This window comes from candidate division WOR-3 bacterium (genome assembly GCA_016934535.1).
In the GTDB taxonomy this organism is placed as follows: domain Bacteria; phylum SDB-A; class SDB-A; order SDB-A; family SDB-A; genus JAFGIG01.
Genome location: JAFGSQ010000016.1, coordinates 75,189 through 91,753 on the forward strand (window position 1 = coordinate 75,189; position 16,565 = coordinate 91,753).

Sequence of the window (16,565 nt, forward strand, 5' to 3'; positions counted from 1 at the left end):
CTTTATCCTTTCAGAAATTAGAATGAACCTGACAGAACAGACCATCTGAATTAAAACATAAAATTTGTCACATGAAAACATCCTCAAACTCTGTTGACTGTAATCTCCTCGTGTAATATATATTCTCGTGAATTCTGAAATACCTTTATACACCGCTCTTATGAAAAAAGGTTCTCTGGGTGAAACAACCGCCGAGTTAGAAAGAATACTCGAAAAATGCGAACTTTGTCCCAGAAAATGCGGTGTCAACAGGCTCAAGGGTGAAAAAGGATTCTGCAGGTCGGGAAACAAAGCTTTGATCTCCTCTTACGGGCCTCATTTCGGAGAAGAACCGTTTATCAGCGGGAAAAACGGTTCCGGGACCGTATTTTTCGCAAACTGCACTATGCGATGTGTTTATTGCCAAAACTATCAGATAAGTCAGAATTATTCCGATAGTGCGTCTCGATCAGTCGATGTATCTTTGGCTGAAATCATGCTTTCCCTTCAGCACACCGGCTGTGAAAACATCAATCTGGTAACTCCCACTCATTATTTACCTCAGATATCCGCTTCAATCTTAACCGCAGCCGAAAAGGGACTGATTCTGCCTCTGGTTTATAACTGCGGAGGTTATGAGAATCCTGACGTCATAAAACTTCTTGAGGGGATAATTGACATTTACATGCCCGACGTGAAATATTACGACGAATCACTGGCACAAAAATACTCCGGCGCACCCTTCTATTTTGAAAACGCGATTAAATCGCTCGAAGTAATGATAGAACAGACAGGCAATTTCACTGCAGGAAAGAACGGAAAGGGCGCCAGGGGAGTTGTCTTGAGACATCTGGTCCTTCCGGGAAATTCAAGTGACAGTAAAAATATTCTGTCATCAGTGAAAGAAATAATTGGTGTAAATATCTGTCTCAGCATCATGTCACAGTACTATCCCTGCAATGTCGCAGGGCTGTATCCTGAACTTAACAGAACGCTGGGAAAAGACGAATATTCCGAGGTCGTGGATTTTGCCTGCGATCTGGGTTTTGATAATGTCTTCGCTCAGGATTTGAACGAATCTCCTTATATTTATAAACCGGACTTCAGGAAAGACAAGCCTTTTGAAACATGATGAATCAGGTTTCGTCTTCGGTTTTTTTCAGGCGAAAAAAAAGTGCCGCAGCATTGGCTGCGCAAAACACTGACGTCAAAGCTATCCCCGCAATCCCTGAATACTCGAAAAACCTGTATGTCTCGGCTACTATCCAACCGAGTGCTCCAACGACTGCAAAATAAGCGAAATGTTCTTTGAGAATTTTCTCTTTTTTTGACAATCTTTTCCTGAGGATTTTCGGCTTTTTGTATGATTCTTTCTGTCCGAGCATTACACTCCAGCTTCCGAAAAATAACAAAAGAATCCCTCCCGTTATTCTGCTCAATAATACAGTAACCATGGATTTTCTCCTTTTTCCGTGCAAATTCAGGCAAGTGTTTTGATATTCCGGACGAAACCTGTATAATATATCAACACGAAAAGAGAAGCAACTTCAACCGGAAGAAAACATGAAAATCGCATCCTGGAATGTAAATTCGCTTAAAATGCGTGCCGAATACCTTCACATCTGGCTCGAAAAAAATGACGTCGATATCATCCTTCTTCAGGAGATAAAAACCACCGACGATAAATTTCCAGTCTCATTTTTTCAAGAAGTCGGCTACAGATCATATTATTACGGTCAGAAATCATACAACGGAGTGGCGATCCTTTCAAAAATGACTTTGGAAAATGTCGTCAAGGGGCTTGACGGATATCTTGAAGAAGAAAAAAGGTTCATATCAGCACAGTTAGGTGATTTTGTCTTTGCCAGCGTTTACGTCCCCAACGGTAAGTCTCCCGAAGACCCGGCTTTTAAAATTAAGCTCTCTTTTCTCGAAAAACTGAAAAACCATCTGGTAGGCATTCCCAAACCAAATACTGTAGTCGGAGGCGATTTCAACGTGGCTGTTCGGGACATTGACGTTTGGGATCCCGTTTACCTCGACGGCTCTATCTGTTTCCACAGTTCTGAAAGACAGAGAATGCAGGCTATTCTAGACAGCGGTTTTGTGGACTCTTTCGCGAAAACCCATCCCGACAAACAGTCATTCTCTTGGTGGGACTACCGCGACGGAGCTTTTCATAAGAATCACGGTATGAGGCTTGATTATATCCTTGTATCCGAAAACCTGTCCGATAGGATCGTCTCAAGTTCTATAGACAGGGAATCGAGGAAAAAAGCGGGAGAGTTGAAACCTTCGGATCACTCTCCCGTTCTGATTGAAATCAGGGAGCGATGATTTCCAGAAGCGCTTCCGTCACTTTTGCCTGAATCTCTGCATTTTCAGGATTTGACAAGTGACTCGCTATCCATATAAATTCGTCTTCGGTCATGGAGTACTTTCTGTAAATGTTTTTTTCGGATTCAGTAAAATTTCCCCCGACCGTTATGTTGTTGTAATTGTCTACGATTTCTTTATTATTTGTTTTAAAAGCTGAATCCGCGAGTTGTTCATACGTTACTCCAAGACTGTCCAGATAATTTTTTCCCGCTTCCGCTCTCTGCTGTATAAGCGAGTTTATGTCTTTCGCGCACATAATATATCTTTCAGACATATCTTCAGTAATTATTCCGTCCGCCGGAGGCGTGAAGACTACGTCCATGGTGTCTACTGTGATGGTGTCTATTGCGCCGTTGACTCCTGCCAGGGTCGAGTCTCCTGAGTCACCGGGTTTTTGACTGCACGATAACAATGTTAAAACAGTCAGGATAACTGCTGTGTAAACTCTTTTCACGATTCCTCCTTTTATAAACTATAAACTAAAAATTCGAATATGAAATTTACCATATTTTGTTGAAAGAATCCATACATCCGAAATATTTTTCGTAATCAGGCCCTACGATAATAGTGACGTCGTGCATGCAGTTTTTCTTTATCTCGACGAGAGGAGGAGATATCGAGGAAGCCCGGCAAAGGATTTTAGCGTTTCTGCCGGTTGAATCTTTTCTATCGACGACGAATGATCTGTCGAGTTCGGGTTCATACCAATTGTCAATCCTGATTACGTCGAATATGAATAAAGTTTCGTTGAACAACACTCTTGTGGATTTTAGTGTGTCAGCGACGTATCTGCCGAGAGCGTCTTTTCCTGTTCCGTTAAGTATTTCAACCAGCACCGTGTCCTGCGGATACTGAGAATAATCTGCGTACGGATTTTCAGTTTGCAACCTGATTTTCGGAGGTTTGCTGCAGGACAGCAAAAGGATTAAAACAACTATCGGTAAATTTTTTTTCACGCGGTTTCACCGTTTTTCAAAACAAAGTCTTTTAAATGGCAATGCGGACCCACGACGCAATTTTCGCCAATTTTTGTTTTTCCGGTCAGGTACGCGAAAGGGTGGATCACCGACCCCGCCCCTATATCAACCTCGTAATCGATGACAGTATTCTCTGGAGACGTTATTGTGACGCCTTTCTTCATCAGTTCGTTCATTTTGTCATTTCTTACCAAGGAGCTCAGAATTGAAAGTTCGGCCCTGTCGTTAGCTCCCTGAAATTCTGAAGAATCGCTGGCAATTGAATACATGACTCTCACTCTTTTCTTATTCAATATCCGGATCGTGTCGGTTAGATAATACTCTTTCTGATCGTTTTCCGGCTTCACTTCAGCGAGGGATTCAAACAGCATTTTCCTTTCGCAGATCATGATTCCAGTGTTGACAAGTTTTATAAGTTTTTCAGAATCGTTTGCATCTCTGGCTTCCCTGATGGCCGACAAATTCTCGCCTTCAGTTATCAGTCTGCCGTACGAACCTGGTTTATCGAGCTTCATACCGAGAATAGAGGCAGTCGCTTTTTCGGACCGAAGAATAAAATCCTCCAGCGTTTTAGCTTTAACCAGAGGCACGTCTCCGTAAAGCACCAAAATTCTCATGGATCCTGAAAACATCTTTTCTGTCTGCAGAACTGCGTGACCGGTGCCCAGCTGTGGTTTCTGTTCGACAAATTCCAGGGGTCTTGATTTGAAAAATTCCATAATCAGATCGCCCCCTTTTCCGATTACAACCACCGTTTTATCAGGATGTAATCTATCCGCCTGATCCAAAACATAACAGAGCATAGGATATCCCGCCACTTCGAGCAGAGCTTTGGGTGTTTCCGACTTCATTCTTTTGCCTTCACCCGCGGCAAGTATTACAACGCCTAAGCCGTTCATTCTAATTAATCAATCTGTTGTCGCCGTCAAATTTCAAGACAGTCATTTCAAAGCTGTCAATCTCTTCCATAGACAACAGCACCTCTGACATTATTATCAGCCTGTCGTTTGGGAGACCCAACCTCGCAGCAGCTCCGTTCAGCTTGACTTCACCCGAGAACGGCTCTTCCTCTATAATGTATGTTTGAAATCTTTCTCCGTTGTTGAGATTGGCGACGAGAACCATTTCACCCGGCATCAAAGACGCCTTTTTCAGTATTTCAGAATCAATTCCTATACTGCCGGTGTAAGCGAGGTTGGCCTCTGTCACTTTAAGCCCGTGTAGTTTGACTTTCACAAATCTCCTCAGCATTCATTTCTCCTTGCGGTCGATTATTTCGTTGTCAATGAGTCTCGTTTTACCCACAAAAGCCGCGACAACCAGCAACATCTTTCCTTCCGCTTTCCTGAGAGGTTCCAGGGTCAATGGATGGACGATTTCGGCGTAATCAGCTTCCGCTCCGTACCCGGACAAGACATCGAGCATGACCTTTTTTATTTTTAAAGGATCTTCTTCTCCGGTTTCAATTTCCTTTTTACCCGCCATAACTGCTTTTCTCAAGGACAATGCCTTTTCTCTGTTTTCGCCGGACAAATACCTGTTCCGTGAACTCATCGCCAAGCCGTCTTTTTCTCTGACAATAGGACACATTATAAGTTCGACACCTAATGCGAGGTCTTCGACCATGCGTTTTATTATCATAAATTGCTGATAATCTTTTTGCCCGAAAGCGGATACCGAAGGCTTGATTATCCCGAATAATCTCGCGACGACTGTTGTGACTCCTTTGAAATGACCCGGTCTTTTCAAACCACAAAGTCTTTCTGCTAAATTTCCAACTTCGACCGAGGTTGAAAATCCCTGCGGGTATATTTCTTTATCGTCGGGAATAAAAACATAATCACAGACGCCTTCAAGCATCTTCAAGTCGTTCTTCTCGTCTCTCGGATATCTTTCAAAATCCTCTCCAGGACAGAATTGCTTGGGATTGACATATATACTCGCCACCGCGGCGTGGCATCTATTTTCAATATGCCTGAATAGAGAAACATGACCCTCGTGAAGACTTCCCATTGTCGGAACAAAGCCCAGCCTCAAACCCTGTTTTTTGTAAAATTCCGATATCTCCGTCATTTCAAAACGTTTTCTGACGACTTTCAACGGTAATCTCCTATGTTGTAAAATTTCAATCCTTCTCCAAAGTTTGAAATTTCCCTTATCACGGCAGATGTGTCTTCGCCGTTTGATTCGTCGTAGCCGTTTATTACCATCATGTCCTGATTTGAAAGATTCAACAGGTAATCATCCATCGCCTTAAAAAGAGTTGAAAGATAATCTTTGCTGAGTTCTCTTTCGGAGATGAAACCTGATTTTGCAAGTTTGGCTTTGGCTAAAACAGGATCCGTTCGGATGTATACTATCAGATCCGGTTGGGGCAGGTTGTCGAGGAGAAGTGAAGACATATTGAGAAAAAGCGAATATTCATCGGAGTTCAGGGTACAGGATGCGTAAATTCTTCCTCTGTGCAAAGAAGCATCGGCGATGTAACATCCGCTGCCGAATATTTCAGGTTGAACGATTTTTTTAAGTATTTCTCTTCTTTCGAGAAGCAAAGAAACCTCGGCCGCAAAAGCGAAACTTCCCTCAGAAGAATAAAAATTCTTCAAAAAGGAATTCTGAGAAAAATCAGACCAATATATCCTGGCATCGAGTTCCTCCGACAGTTTTCTGGCCAGACCGTATTTTCCAGAACAGGGCAATCCTTCCATAGAAATCATTTTAAAACGCATCGATTTCCTTTCTCAATTGGTCTCTTTTCCTGAATGCGCACACTTCCACCTGGCCGACAACGCCGCCCAGGCTCGGTGAAGGTTTTTTCACTGTCACCTTTATCTCTTCAATTATGCTGAATTTTTCAAACAGAGATTCCATTATGCTCCTGGCAATCTTTTCAAGGAGGTTAAACCTGTTGTTCATGACCTCCTCTTTAACGGCCGTGTAAACTTTTCTGTAATCGAGTGTGTCCCTGAGATTGTCTGAAATCATTGCTTTATCAATATCAAGAATTATCTCCGCGTCTATTTCAATGTTTATTCCGTTGTTTCTTTCTACTTCAGCGTGTCCGTGATAAGCATAGAATTTCAGTTTTTTCAGCGAAATTCTATCCAGCATCGTTGCCCCTTTCATATATTTCAGTTGTCTGATAGAATATCACAAAAGAATATGAATTCAAGAATTTTATCAATAGACCCGGGACGAAAAAAGTGCGGAGTTTCCATTTCAGACGAAACGTGCGTTATTTCCAGACCTTTGATGACTGTAGAAAGAGACAAGCTTTTCGAAATCCTCGCCAAGCTAATTGAAGAATACTGCGTCGCTGAAGTTGTTGTTGGCCAGACAATGACTCTTAACGGCCCATATAAACCTTCCGCTCGTCTCGCCGAAAAAATAAGAAAAGAATTCAGAATTAAAGTCTCTCTTTACGACGAGAACCTCTCAACAAAAAGAGCGAAAGAAATAAAATCGAAAAAACACGGCGACGATGCGCTTTCTGCCGCCGTAATACTCCAGGATTATCTCAATGAAAATAATTCGGCAAAATAGGATTTTTTTCCCCTTTCCTTTTTTGGTTCAGCTGTTTTTTATATCTTGTAAAATGCTGAATTTATCTCAGAGCTTCACAGTTAACGGATCCGATTCAGTGATCTTCGAAATCAAAAGCGGTTCCTCCGTCGACGAAATAATGGACGATCTGGAAAAAAAAGGCGTTCTTCTCAGAAACGACAGGCAGTATTTCCTCAGATCCATAATCAGAAACGGCAAAGACAGATCAATTGCAAGCGGCAATTACCTTCTGCCCGTTCCTTCCAATCCCGAATCCCTGGCTTTGATTCTCGAAAGAGGTCCCGTTAAAAAATATGTCACAATACCTGAAGGTTTGACGATTGAACAGACGGCTTCCATTTTAAGCACAAAAGCAAATTGCGACAGCGCGGAATTTATCAAACTTTGCACTCAAACGGAAATGATATCCGCAGTATTTTCCGGAGACCGCTTCCGATCCGATCTACCCTCCTCTCTCGAAGGATTTCTTTTCCCGTCGACGTATGACTTCGGTTTCGGGGCATCTCCCGCCGAGGCCATACAAGAAATGGTTTTCCTTTATTTTACCGTCATCGATTCCGTTGAAAGACCTCAAATTATGATTTTGAACGATTACGAAGTCCTCATTCTCGCTTCCATGATTGAGAAAGAAGCCAAAGTTGATGAAGAAAGAGAAGTAATTTCTTCCGTTTACATCAATCGCCTTACAGCCGGAATGCCTCTTCAGTGTGACGCGACAATCCTTTACGCCTTGGGCGGACACAGAGAAAAAATATATTTCAGAGACCTTGAAATCAACTCTCCTTACAACACATATCTTTACAAGGGGCTTCCGCCGACACCGATATGCAATCCCGGAAAAAAATCCATTGAAGCGGCTTACTGTCCATCAGAAACAGATTATTTTTACTATGTGGCAAAAAAAGACGGAACACACATTTTTTCAAAAACTTACACCGAACATATAAGAGCTGTCAACAGCGTCAGAAACAATTGAACGAGAGGCGGTCATGTTTATTCTCGGATCTGAACAAATAAAAGAGGCAGACAGAAAGGCGATCGAAGAGACGGGAATTCACCCTCTCGCGATGATGGAAAATGCCGGAAGAGCCGTGGCTGTCGCGGCAATAAATAATTGGAATTTACATGACTGCGATGAAGTCTTAATTCTAGCAGGAAAAGGGAACAACGGCGGTGACGCCTTGGTTTGCGCAAGGTTTTTAACCAATTTTGGGATCAAAACAAATGTTTTTTGTGTTTTCGATCCTTCTCTATTCTCAAAAGATGCGGAAATTCAGTACGGGATACTCAAAAGAATCGGAATAACCTTGAATGAACTCTCTGTGTCAAATTTTAAAGAAAAATTTGAAGACAGTCTTTTTAACTCGCACCTTGTGATAGACGGAATTTTCGGGACGGGATTCAAAGGTCCGGTCACGGGTTTGCCTTCGGTTATCATTGATTCGGTCAACAAAGCTAAAAAGCCGGTACTTTCAATCGACATACCAAGCGGAGTCAATTCTGACGACGGTTCTGTGAAAGGGACAGCCGTGAGAGCCAGTATCACAGTTACTTTCGCCTGCCCGAAAAAAGGACACTTCTCTATATCAGGAAAAGAACATTCCGGAAGAATAATAGTCGCCGATATAGGATTACCAGGATCAATCGTCGAACAGCTTCACGATTCAGAACTCCTGACAACTGACTACGTCAGAAAAGTCATACCGGCCAGAAATGACACATGGCACAAGGGACAGTTCGGTAAAATACTCGTTGTCGGCGGGTCTGCATGCATGCCGGGAGCCCCTTTCCTCGCGGGCAAAGCGGCCTTCAAGACCGGAGCAGGTTTCGTCACTCTCGCCGTGCCGTCTGATATAATCGGCAATCCGTTCGGTTTTGAAGAGGCGACTTACTTCTGCGCGAACGACGGACCGTATCTGACCATGAAAGGTGCGAAAAGAATAATCGAACTGTCGGAGAATTACGACGCGGCCGTAATTGGTCCCGGCCTCGGCAGGGAAAAAGAAACCGCTTCAGCCGCCGCGGAAATACTGCTCGAATCAAAAATTCCGGCTGTCGTCGACGCTGACGCCCTGCATGCTGTTGTCCCTTTTCTGAAGAATGTCTCCGGGAGAAAACACACTGTGCTGACACCGCATTTAGGTGAATTCAGCGCTTTGACAGGACTCCCTACTGAAGAAATTAATAAGGATCCGGCCGGCCAAGTTCTGCGTTTTGCAGAAAAATACTCACTTACAATTCATTTGAAAGGTCCTCTCGGGAGAGTGACTTGCGGCAGTACATTGATGACCGCTGTGAATCCGGTGATGGAAAGCGCTCTCGCCACAGCTGGAAGCGGCGACGTTCTTTCGGGCATAATCGCCGCTCTCCTTGGAAAAACTTTTGACGCTTTCAAAAGCACCGGAGCAGGAGTTTTTATACACGCAGTATCCGGGATTATTGCGAGAGAAAAGTTTTATGCCGTTACTGCTTCCGACATTTACCGAAGTATTCCGGACGCGATAAAAGCCGTCATAGAAAACAGAGACTTCGGATTTATAGATACAATTTAATGAATTTTAGCAAAAACAGAAAATATTATTTCGTTTCAGCGTTTTTAGCCCTGGCGATACTGATCTTTTTTTCTTTTTTTTCAAAATCACTGCTTATAAAATCTGTCGACAAAATCCTTCGATCACGCGGAGTCGAAGCCTCACGGATCGCATTCCGGTTCCCTCTATTTTTTACTCTCAAAGACGTGAAATTTACAGAGGCAAACAGATTTGAAGGCGGATACGCGGAAGAAATTTCTTTCGCGCTTTCCCTACCGGATCCGGGAAAGATAAAGTTTTTATCTGTCGAAGATTTCCGAATTCCGTTTGCCAGCCGGATGAAAACAGGTGAAAGCGGAGATATTTCAGTTTCCGGCAGAAATATTCCTGACGAAATAAGACTGAAAAACGGGATCATAGAATTTTCAGGGCGTGAAATTATTGTGGATTCTTTTTCAGTGAAAACGCAAGAAGATTCTCTCACGGGATATTTCAGTTCTTCTGGATCATTTTGCACTATTAACCTGCGTGATTCATCCGGAGTCTATCTTTTGTCAGCGCGGTCCAAAGACACTATAAAAATCTCTGAATACATGAACTTAAGCGGCTTCTCACTGAAAGCTGAAATTACAAGCGGTTCAATAAAAGGAAGCGTAAGAGGGAACTTTTCGACTTCGTTTTTCGGCGGGATCGAAACAACCTTAGAAGATAAAATCGAGATTGATTTTTCAGCTTCCCCCGCTGTCTTCTCACTTCCCAACAGAGGTGTTCGTGTCTCGACCAGTGAAGACTGTCTGATGATATCAGCCGACAGTTTCTTTTCACCGATCAAACCTCACGAAAAATTCGAGATAATATCATACAGCGTTTCCGGAAATTTGAGATTTTGCATAAAAGAAGGATTGTTCCTCGTAGATGCCGACTCTCTGAAAGTTTCAAACCTTCGGGTTCATTCACGTTTCATCTGCCGGGACACAGTGACTTTCAGCAGTTTGAACATACCATTGGCGCGGCTGTCGATTTCCTTTGATGACAGTTTAGTCGAAATTGACACTTTTGTCTTCGCTTTAGACAATTCTGATGTTTCGATCAACGGTTTTGTTGATTATTCCGACTCAGTGAGACTCCGGATTTCTTTCTGCGGAGAAAAAATCTCAGTCGAGGACATCATCAACTTTGTACCTGATGAACTTCTTCCGAATCTTTCCGGAATAAGCGGAAGAGGAGATTTCGATGTCTCGGGATATTTTTATTACGTTTCCTGCTTTCCAGAAAGCACAGATTTCGGCATCGGTTCTGTTTTCCGTGGAGTGTCAATAGATCACTTCGGACCGAAAATAGACATGGACACTTTTTCAAGACCTTTCGTCGCCACCGTCAGGATCGGTTCTTCGAAAGGTGAAAAGATAGCTCTCGGTATTCACAACCCGAATTTTGTGCCCATTGAAAATTTGCCCCAGTCTCTCATCGGCGCCGTACTGGTTTGCGAAGACGGATCGTTTTTCAGCCACAGGGGATTCAGTCTTTTCCATATAAGAAGAGCCATGAGAGAAAACCTCAGCGCCGGCAGATACATAAGCGGCGGAAGCACTATAACGATGCAGTTGGCCAGAAATCTATTCCTGTCGGACGAAAGAAGCCTTTCAAGAAAACTCGAAGAAGCGGTGCTCACCTGGCAGTTGGAAAAACACCTCTCAAAGAAAAGAATACTTGAAATTTATCTGAATATTATCGAATTCGGTCCCGGAATCAGAGGAGTACAGGAGGCGTCAAAAGAATATTTCGGAACTGACGCCTCAAATCTTGATCCTCTTCAATCAGCGTATTTCGCCAGTATTATACCAAACCCCAGAAGATATTATCAGATTCAATTCGAAAGAGGCTCCATCTCGCCGTACTGGCACCAGAAACTTGTCAGAATTATGGAACTGGAACTGGCAAGAAATTACATCGATTCAACCGCTTTCGACAGTTTCTCCGCAATTGATTTGGAATTCATTGATCGATAAATTTGCTGGGGGACAGAATCGAACTGTCCACACCGGGATTTTCAGTCCCGTGCTCTACCTACTGAGCTACCCCAGCAAAAGAAAAACGATTCTATAACATAGCCGAATGATTGTCAATAATAATGAAACAAAAAAATGGACACCAAGCCTTAAAAACTTTATCATCCCTGTATGATTAGAATTTCGAGCGTTTTCGTTATCCCGGCTTCTTTGATTTTCCTTTGTTTGTCCTGCACACAGCCCGCAGATCCGTCATATAAGGGTCCCGTAATTGAAAGTGTCAGCGGCCGCCATGTTTTCATTCTGTCGGAACCTTGTTCCCTCAAGATATATGTTTCCGACGAGAAACACTCTTCCATAGAGATCAGATCTATTACAGGAGAAGACACCTCTCAATGGATGAATTCTTTTCCTTCCAATCAGGATTTCTACATGGAATTGAATCAACCGGACACGGGCTTCAACTCCGTAACACTGCAGGCGAGAAATCCTGATGAAATGACTTCTTCCTGGTCCGACCCGTTTATTTTTTTCGCGGCGGCGGACTCGCTTTATTTTTATGATGATTTCAACACACAGGACACATTTCTCGACACGTCCGTATGGACATTCGGCACGAGCGGCAACGCCGTAATAAAGATCGGCGACTGTGATCAAAGAAGGGCGGTTTTATTTTACGACCCTCTGATAGGTTCGAGCTGGATTACAGCCTACGCCTACATTCCGTTGGCGGATTCCGGTTCGATTTCATTTTCAGTTTTCATTCCTTCGTCTGCTTCTGCGGACGAAAGCAATTTACTGTCTTTCCGGACATTTCCCTATAACTGGGACTGGCCCTCCCGGGGAATGCATTTCGGGATAGTTTCAGATTCACTCTGCTACAAATACGGAACCACGTGGAACAAACTTGCTTCCATCCCCAGAGGGCAATGGAACGATATATCTGTTGTATACAGCTCCATGTCGAAAAAGTATTCTTTTTTAATTAATCAAACCCAACTGAATGTGCCCATTGATTTTGACGGTTCCGGCACGGACAACATTCTCTTCCAGATACTTTGCCCGGATAACGCCTTCAGGGACAGTATTTGGCTTGACGACCTCTCTTTCAGGCTTCTTTGAATACCGATTCTTAATCTACTTCATGCGCTGTTTGTGTATTGATTTACTCTCATCCATGGGATAAAATGCTCATTATGCTTAACCATCTTCTTGTGTTCTTTTTTCTCACTTCTGCCGTTAATTCGTCGAAAATTGACGGCTTTATAAGATCTTTGGGACCAGTACATTCAGGTATTCATTGCGTCAACACTAAAACGGGTGAATCAGTTTATTCTTACAACCAGGATTTCCTGTTCGTGCCGGCTTCGGTTCAGAAACTTCTGACGGTAGCGGGATCGTTTTTCATACTCGGCACCGATTACAGATTTTCGACCTATCTCCTCTGCGATTCTATCAGATCCGACACCGTTTACAATCTCGTTTTAAGAGGATCGGGAGATCCTTCGTTAGATTTAAAATCCATAGAACTCCTCGTCAAACACCTGAAATCCATTGACATTAATAATATTCAAGGAGATATTTGCACGTATTCACGCGATCTCGACACACTTCCTCTCGGCGTCGGCTGGATGTGGGACGAAGGTTATTACGCTTACAGTGCGAGAATTTCGGCTTTGAGCTGCTGTGGGAATTACGTTACTGTCAAAGCTGCCGTGACTGATGGAAGGATAACTTATGACATAATGCCGAAATCTGACTTCGTCGAATTGGTAAATCTTCTCGCTCCGGGAACCGAAAACAAATACACCGTCGAAAGATACTTCGACGGAGAAATTAACATCATTGTACTCTCCGGTACTCTCAAAACCCCTATCGAGAGAACAGTGAATTTGGAAAGGCCGGACCTTTTCACGGGACACCTATTTATGAGAGCCGCAATCGAAAGCGGGATATCCTTCCAAGGAATGGTACGATCCATACAGACCCTGCCTGCAGTTTATGAAACGGCTGCTGTTTTTGTATCCCCGCCTCTTTTCGCCCTGTCAGACAGCATATTGAATTACAGTCTCAATCTCTCGTCAGAACTATTGTTGAGAAAGATTGCCTCTCTGAACTCTTTGGGAGCGTCTTCTCTCGAAGGCATATCCCTCATTTTCCAGAAATTCAGTTATTTAGGCCTCTCAACGTCAGGTATTGTGTCAAAAGACGGTTGTGGTCTGTCGAGATACAATCTTCTTTCACCAAGATTCCTGACTTCTCTTCTCTCTCTGATGTTAAAACAACCCGGTACGTCTAATCTTTTTTTCAATTGCCTTCCGATAATGGGCAGGGAGGGCACCGTGAACAACAGACTTCGCAGAATTTCTGAAGACAGAGCGAGAGCAAAAACTGGAACTTTGTCAGGCATATCAACTATAGCCGGCTACATTGTAACGAAAAGGCAGGACACTCTTTCTTTCGCTATTATGATGAATAATTTTTCTATATCCCAAAACCAGATAAAAAATGTTCAGGACAGTATTATCCTCGAACTGATGAACTACTGAAATGAACTCACTGGTGCTTTTCGAGAAAGACAGAGACAATTTTTACCCCCTTTCCCTTTCAAGGCACGTATCGGATCTAATTACAGGTTATTTTACTTTTTCGGAGGGTTTCAGACGCCTGTACGATTTGTGCGAAATCACTTTATTATCTCCCGCTTACATGGAAGAACACCTCAGAGAATCTCATCCCGCTTTCCGAATTAACGAAGAACAGCAGTATTCCCTATATCTTCGCGCCTCTATTTTGCCCGAAAAAAAAATTAAAAAACAAATATCGTTGGACGGACCCGAAGAAGCCTTCACCTGCGAAGGAAGTGTTATCGGATTCAGAGGATCCCCTGACACTGCAAAAATGTTTTTTAAGGAAGGCTTGACCCCCAAAAACATGCCTGTCAGGGAAGTTGAAGCGCAGGTTTTCAATAGCGTGTGTGATATCGTCGAAGGCAATGCTTTGTCGCTTGAAAGAAATTTTACACGCGGAGCTCTGAACGGCGAGATAGCAGGAACGGCTAAACTCATATCGCCCGAAAAGATATTTGTCGGCGCAAATTCGACAGTTGAAGATTATGTTCTTATCGACGCGAGGAAAGGTCCCGTTCACATAAGCGAAGGAGTAGAAATTAAATCCCACAGCGTTGTGGCCGGTCCGGTTTACATAGGACATGGTACTCTTGTAAAACCATTCACTCACATACTCAACGGATGCAGTTTCGGTCCTCAGTGCAGACTGAGCGGAGAAATATCAAAATCGCTGTTTATCGGATACTCAAACAAACAGCACTCCGGTTTTTTGGGCAATTCATACGTTGGAGAGTGGGTCAATTTCGGAGCCGGAACGACAAACTCAAACCTCAAGAATAACTATTCCGAGATCACCGTGCATTATAAAGGTGAATTTCACCGGACAGGAATGACTTTTTTGGGCCTGCTCTGCGGAGACCACGTCAAAACAGCCATTGGCACTCTCTTCAACACAGGAACGACTGTAGGCTTGGGCGCCAACATCTTCAAACCAGGTTTGACGGATAAATGTATTCCATCTTTAAGCTGGGGACCCGGAGAAAAGTATTCATTTGACAAATTCCTGAAAACAGCTGAAACCGTCATGTCGAGGAGAGAAAGAAAATTGACGGATTCATACGGAGAAATGCTCGAACACATATTCATAAATTCATGAAAATCCTTCTCCTGTCTTTTTTTTTTCTTTTTTGTTTTAACAGTTTGTGTTCATTCGACCCTGACCGTCGGGTAACCGAAACCGTAAGAAACAAACTCTCTTCTCCCTTGTCTCAAAATTTAATGGAATATACTACAAAACTCGGGGACGGCAGGACAGTTCTTCTAACTTCCACAGTCATGTCTTTTGGTGATGAAAAAATGAGAAGGTGCGGCGAGCTTTCGATGGCATCTTTCGCCGTTTCCGGAATACTTACCGTCGGCATAAAATACGCTGTGAACAGACAAAGACCCAACGGCGGCACCAGCTCTTTCCCATCGGGTCATACTTCCACCGCTTTTTCCTGGGCCGCGGTTGTTTCCAGCGAATATCCTCAATACAGTATTCCGGTTTTCGCAGTCGCCGGATTAGTTGGTGTTTCGAGAATAGCTTTGGATAAGCACTGGACTTCCGATGTAATCGCAGGAGCAGTCATAGGATATTTTTCGGGTTTGTTTATCGAAAAGATTTCCTGCTGGATAACGGATTATTGAAAAACCTCGCATATAAAAAATTCCTGCCTTATTTAATTGTAACAAGGCCGTTAAACCTTGTCATAATCGCCGCAGCAGTTTATTTGGGATTTGCAGTCACTTCTAACGCTTTTGTGCCTTCTGTCCGCCAAACAATTTTATTCGTGCCAATTATCCTTCTAGCCGCCGCGGGATACTGCATCAACGATGTTCTTGACATGAAAGAAGACAAAATCAACAAACCTGATCGAGTTCTCGTCAGAAAAGCCGTGTCTAAAAAGACTTGCACTATTTACGCCCTGGTACTTACAGCTTTTTCTGTTGCTATTTCTCTTCATGATATGACTCTTGCTGTCGTAAACACCACTTTGATAGTCTTCGTTCTAGCGTACAATTTTTTTCTTAAAAAAACACCCCTCGCAGGAAACTTTACGACGGCAATTCTTTCATCTTTCCCCGTAATTTGGGGAAGTTATATTGGAGGTACTGTAAATCTCGACATTATATATATCGCTGTCCTCGCCTTTATCCTTCACTTTACCCGTGAAATAGTAAAGGACATTGAAGATATCAAAGGAGACTCACTCGCAGGTAAAAACACAACGGCGGTCTTTTTCGGAGCAAAAATATCGGTTTTGCTCGCTTCTTTTCTGATTTTATTATCCTGTGTAATGGCGATTTTTGTTTTTACATATCTTTTTAGAATATCTGTCTGCTCAACTTTTTCTTCCGCAATTGTTACTTTATCATTGATGTTCAGTTTGTTTGCTTTGTTGAGGGCAAAATTTCCGATTGCTTCAAAATCCATCAGAATCTCAATGATTCTGTGTGTCTTCTGTCTGTTTTTCCTCTACTTATAAAAAAAAGGGACCGGATACCCGGTCCCTG

At 43.1% G+C, this 16,565-nt stretch carries 19 protein-coding genes and 1 tRNA gene; 11 read left to right on the forward strand and 9 right to left on the reverse strand.

Annotated features, from left to right (window positions below):
- Positions 1-160: 160 nt before the first annotated feature.
- Positions 161-1,111, forward strand: coding sequence for a radical SAM protein (locus JXL83_03280; GenBank protein ID MBN2363133.1), 951 nt, complete (start codon positions 161-163; stop codon positions 1,109-1,111).
- 4 nt (positions 1,112-1,115) lie between these two features.
- On the opposite strand, the gene JXL83_03285 is transcribed toward JXL83_03280, so the two are convergent.
- Entirely contained in the window at positions 1,116-1,433 is a 318-nt protein-coding gene (locus tag JXL83_03285; protein ID MBN2363134.1) for a hypothetical protein, read from the reverse strand.
- A 109-nt stretch (positions 1,434-1,542) separates the two neighbouring features.
- On the opposite strand from JXL83_03285, the gene xth reads away from it, so the two are divergent.
- Positions 1,543-2,316 (forward strand): exodeoxyribonuclease III, encoded by a 774-nt coding sequence (xth, locus tag JXL83_03290; GenBank protein ID MBN2363135.1) that lies wholly within the window; start codon positions 1,543-1,545, stop codon positions 2,314-2,316.
- Here the strand turns inward: xth and JXL83_03295 are convergent.
- The 7 genes from JXL83_03295 to folB are packed head-to-tail and all read right to left on the reverse strand — an operon-like array spanning position 2,303 to position 6,446.
- A complete protein-coding gene (locus tag JXL83_03295) occupies positions 2,303-2,812 on the reverse strand; it encodes a hypothetical protein (protein MBN2363136.1) in 510 nt (169 codons plus the stop codon). The two genes, xth and JXL83_03295, sit on opposite strands and share 14 nt — an antisense overlap.
- A gap of 46 nt (positions 2,813-2,858) precedes the next feature.
- Positions 2,859-3,314 carry a LytR C-terminal domain-containing protein gene (locus tag JXL83_03300; GenBank protein ID MBN2363137.1) on the reverse strand — a complete coding sequence of 152 codons (456 nt, stop codon included), beginning with the start codon at positions 3,312-3,314 and terminating at the stop codon, positions 2,859-2,861.
- A complete protein-coding gene (locus JXL83_03305; protein MBN2363138.1) occupies positions 3,311-4,234 on the reverse strand; it encodes a bifunctional N-acetylglucosamine-1-phosphate uridyltransferase/glucosamine-1-phosphate acetyltransferase in 924 nt (307 codons plus the stop codon). Before JXL83_03305 ends, JXL83_03300 begins: the two co-directional genes overlap by 4 nt.
- A 1-nt stretch (position 4,235) precedes the next feature.
- Positions 4,236-4,586, reverse strand: a complete 351-nt coding sequence (locus JXL83_03310) for an aspartate 1-decarboxylase (protein MBN2363139.1) — start codon at positions 4,584-4,586, stop codon at positions 4,236-4,238.
- Complete coding sequence (locus tag JXL83_03315) at positions 4,587-5,435, reverse strand: pantoate--beta-alanine ligase (GenBank protein MBN2363140.1); 849 nt, start codon at positions 5,433-5,435, stop codon at positions 4,587-4,589.
- Entirely contained in the window at positions 5,432-6,052 is a 621-nt protein-coding gene (locus JXL83_03320; protein MBN2363141.1) for a deoxynucleoside kinase, read from the reverse strand. The genes JXL83_03315 and JXL83_03320 overlap by 4 nt, the downstream gene beginning before the upstream one ends.
- A 1-nt stretch (position 6,053) precedes the next feature.
- Complete coding sequence (gene folB / locus JXL83_03325) at positions 6,054-6,446, reverse strand: dihydroneopterin aldolase (protein MBN2363142.1); 393 nt, start codon at positions 6,444-6,446, stop codon at positions 6,054-6,056.
- A 51-nt stretch (positions 6,447-6,497) separates the two neighbouring features.
- Here folB and ruvX point away from each other — a divergent pair, with 51 nt between their 5' ends.
- The 4 genes from ruvX to JXL83_03345 are packed head-to-tail and all read left to right on the forward strand — an operon-like array spanning position 6,498 to position 11,439.
- On the forward strand, positions 6,498-6,878 hold the full coding sequence (gene ruvX / locus JXL83_03330) for a Holliday junction resolvase RuvX (GenBank protein ID MBN2363143.1): 381 nt from the start codon (positions 6,498-6,500) through the stop codon (positions 6,876-6,878).
- A 52-nt stretch (positions 6,879-6,930) separates the two neighbouring features.
- Positions 6,931-7,875 carry an endolytic transglycosylase MltG gene (mltG, locus tag JXL83_03335; GenBank protein MBN2363144.1) on the forward strand — a complete coding sequence of 315 codons (945 nt, stop codon included), beginning with the start codon at positions 6,931-6,933 and terminating at the stop codon, positions 7,873-7,875.
- Between the two features lie 13 nt (positions 7,876-7,888).
- Positions 7,889-9,451 carry an NAD(P)H-hydrate dehydratase gene (locus JXL83_03340; protein MBN2363145.1) on the forward strand — a complete coding sequence of 521 codons (1,563 nt, stop codon included), beginning with the start codon at positions 7,889-7,891 and terminating at the stop codon, positions 9,449-9,451.
- Positions 9,451-11,439: a transglycosylase domain-containing protein gene (locus tag JXL83_03345; protein MBN2363146.1), complete on the forward strand. Its 1,989-nt coding sequence runs from the start codon at positions 9,451-9,453 to the stop codon at positions 11,437-11,439. The genes JXL83_03340 and JXL83_03345 overlap by 1 nt, the downstream gene beginning before the upstream one ends.
- A gap of 3 nt (positions 11,440-11,442) precedes the next feature.
- Here JXL83_03345 and JXL83_03350 read toward each other — a convergent pair.
- Positions 11,443-11,515, reverse strand: a tRNA-Phe gene (locus JXL83_03350).
- A gap of 95 nt (positions 11,516-11,610) precedes the next feature.
- Between JXL83_03350 and JXL83_03355 the strand changes: the two genes are divergently transcribed.
- The 5 genes from JXL83_03355 (at position 11,611) to JXL83_03375 (ending at position 16,537) form a co-directional block, all read left to right on the forward strand.
- Positions 11,611-12,561 carry a hypothetical protein gene (locus tag JXL83_03355; GenBank protein ID MBN2363147.1) on the forward strand — a complete coding sequence of 317 codons (951 nt, stop codon included), beginning with the start codon at positions 11,611-11,613 and terminating at the stop codon, positions 12,559-12,561.
- Positions 12,562-12,626: 65 nt separating this feature from the next.
- Complete coding sequence (gene dacB / locus JXL83_03360; protein MBN2363148.1) at positions 12,627-13,988, forward strand: D-alanyl-D-alanine carboxypeptidase/D-alanyl-D-alanine-endopeptidase; 1,362 nt, start codon at positions 12,627-12,629, stop codon at positions 13,986-13,988.
- 1 nt (position 13,989) lies between these two features.
- The gene (locus JXL83_03365; GenBank protein ID MBN2363149.1) at positions 13,990-15,165 is read left to right on the forward strand and encodes a hypothetical protein; all 1,176 of its coding nucleotides are present in this window, start codon (positions 13,990-13,992) and stop codon (positions 15,163-15,165) included.
- 122 nt (positions 15,166-15,287) lie between these two features.
- Positions 15,288-15,698 carry a phosphatase PAP2 family protein gene (locus JXL83_03370; protein ID MBN2363150.1) on the forward strand — a complete coding sequence of 137 codons (411 nt, stop codon included), beginning with the start codon at positions 15,288-15,290 and terminating at the stop codon, positions 15,696-15,698.
- Entirely contained in the window at positions 15,695-16,537 is an 843-nt protein-coding gene (locus JXL83_03375) for a UbiA family prenyltransferase (protein ID MBN2363151.1), read from the forward strand. Before JXL83_03370 ends, JXL83_03375 begins: the two co-directional genes overlap by 4 nt.
- Positions 16,538-16,565: the final 28 nt, after the last annotated feature.

Coding starts and splice junctions, on each gene's coding strand:
- JXL83_03280 (MBN2363133.1), top strand. CDS start 161: ATGAAAAAAGGTTCTCTGGGTGAAACAACCGCCGAGTTAGAAAGAATA.
- JXL83_03285 (MBN2363134.1), bottom strand. CDS start 1,433: ATGGTTACTGTATTATTGAGCAGAATAACGGGAGGGATTCTTTTGTTA.
- xth (MBN2363135.1), top strand. CDS start 1,543: ATGAAAATCGCATCCTGGAATGTAAATTCGCTTAAAATGCGTGCCGAA.
- JXL83_03305 (MBN2363138.1), bottom strand. CDS start 4,234: ATGAACGGCTTAGGCGTTGTAATACTTGCCGCGGGTGAAGGCAAAAGA.
- JXL83_03310 (MBN2363139.1), bottom strand. CDS start 4,586: ATGCTGAGGAGATTTGTGAAAGTCAAACTACACGGGCTTAAAGTGACA.
- JXL83_03320 (MBN2363141.1), bottom strand. CDS start 6,052: ATGATTTCTATGGAAGGATTGCCCTGTTCTGGAAAATACGGTCTGGCC.
- folB (MBN2363142.1), bottom strand. CDS start 6,446: ATGCTGGATAGAATTTCGCTGAAAAAACTGAAATTCTATGCTTATCAC.
- ruvX (MBN2363143.1), top strand. CDS start 6,498: ATGAATTCAAGAATTTTATCAATAGACCCGGGACGAAAAAAGTGCGGA.
- mltG (MBN2363144.1), top strand. CDS start 6,931: ATGCTGAATTTATCTCAGAGCTTCACAGTTAACGGATCCGATTCAGTG.
- JXL83_03340 (MBN2363145.1), top strand. CDS start 7,889: ATGTTTATTCTCGGATCTGAACAAATAAAAGAGGCAGACAGAAAGGCG.
- JXL83_03345 (MBN2363146.1), top strand. CDS start 9,451: ATGAATTTTAGCAAAAACAGAAAATATTATTTCGTTTCAGCGTTTTTA.
- JXL83_03355 (MBN2363147.1), top strand. CDS start 11,611: ATGATTAGAATTTCGAGCGTTTTCGTTATCCCGGCTTCTTTGATTTTC.
- dacB (MBN2363148.1), top strand. CDS start 12,627: ATGCTCATTATGCTTAACCATCTTCTTGTGTTCTTTTTTCTCACTTCT.
- JXL83_03365 (MBN2363149.1), top strand. CDS start 13,990: ATGAACTCACTGGTGCTTTTCGAGAAAGACAGAGACAATTTTTACCCC.
- JXL83_03370 (MBN2363150.1), top strand. CDS start 15,288: ATGGAATATACTACAAAACTCGGGGACGGCAGGACAGTTCTTCTAACT.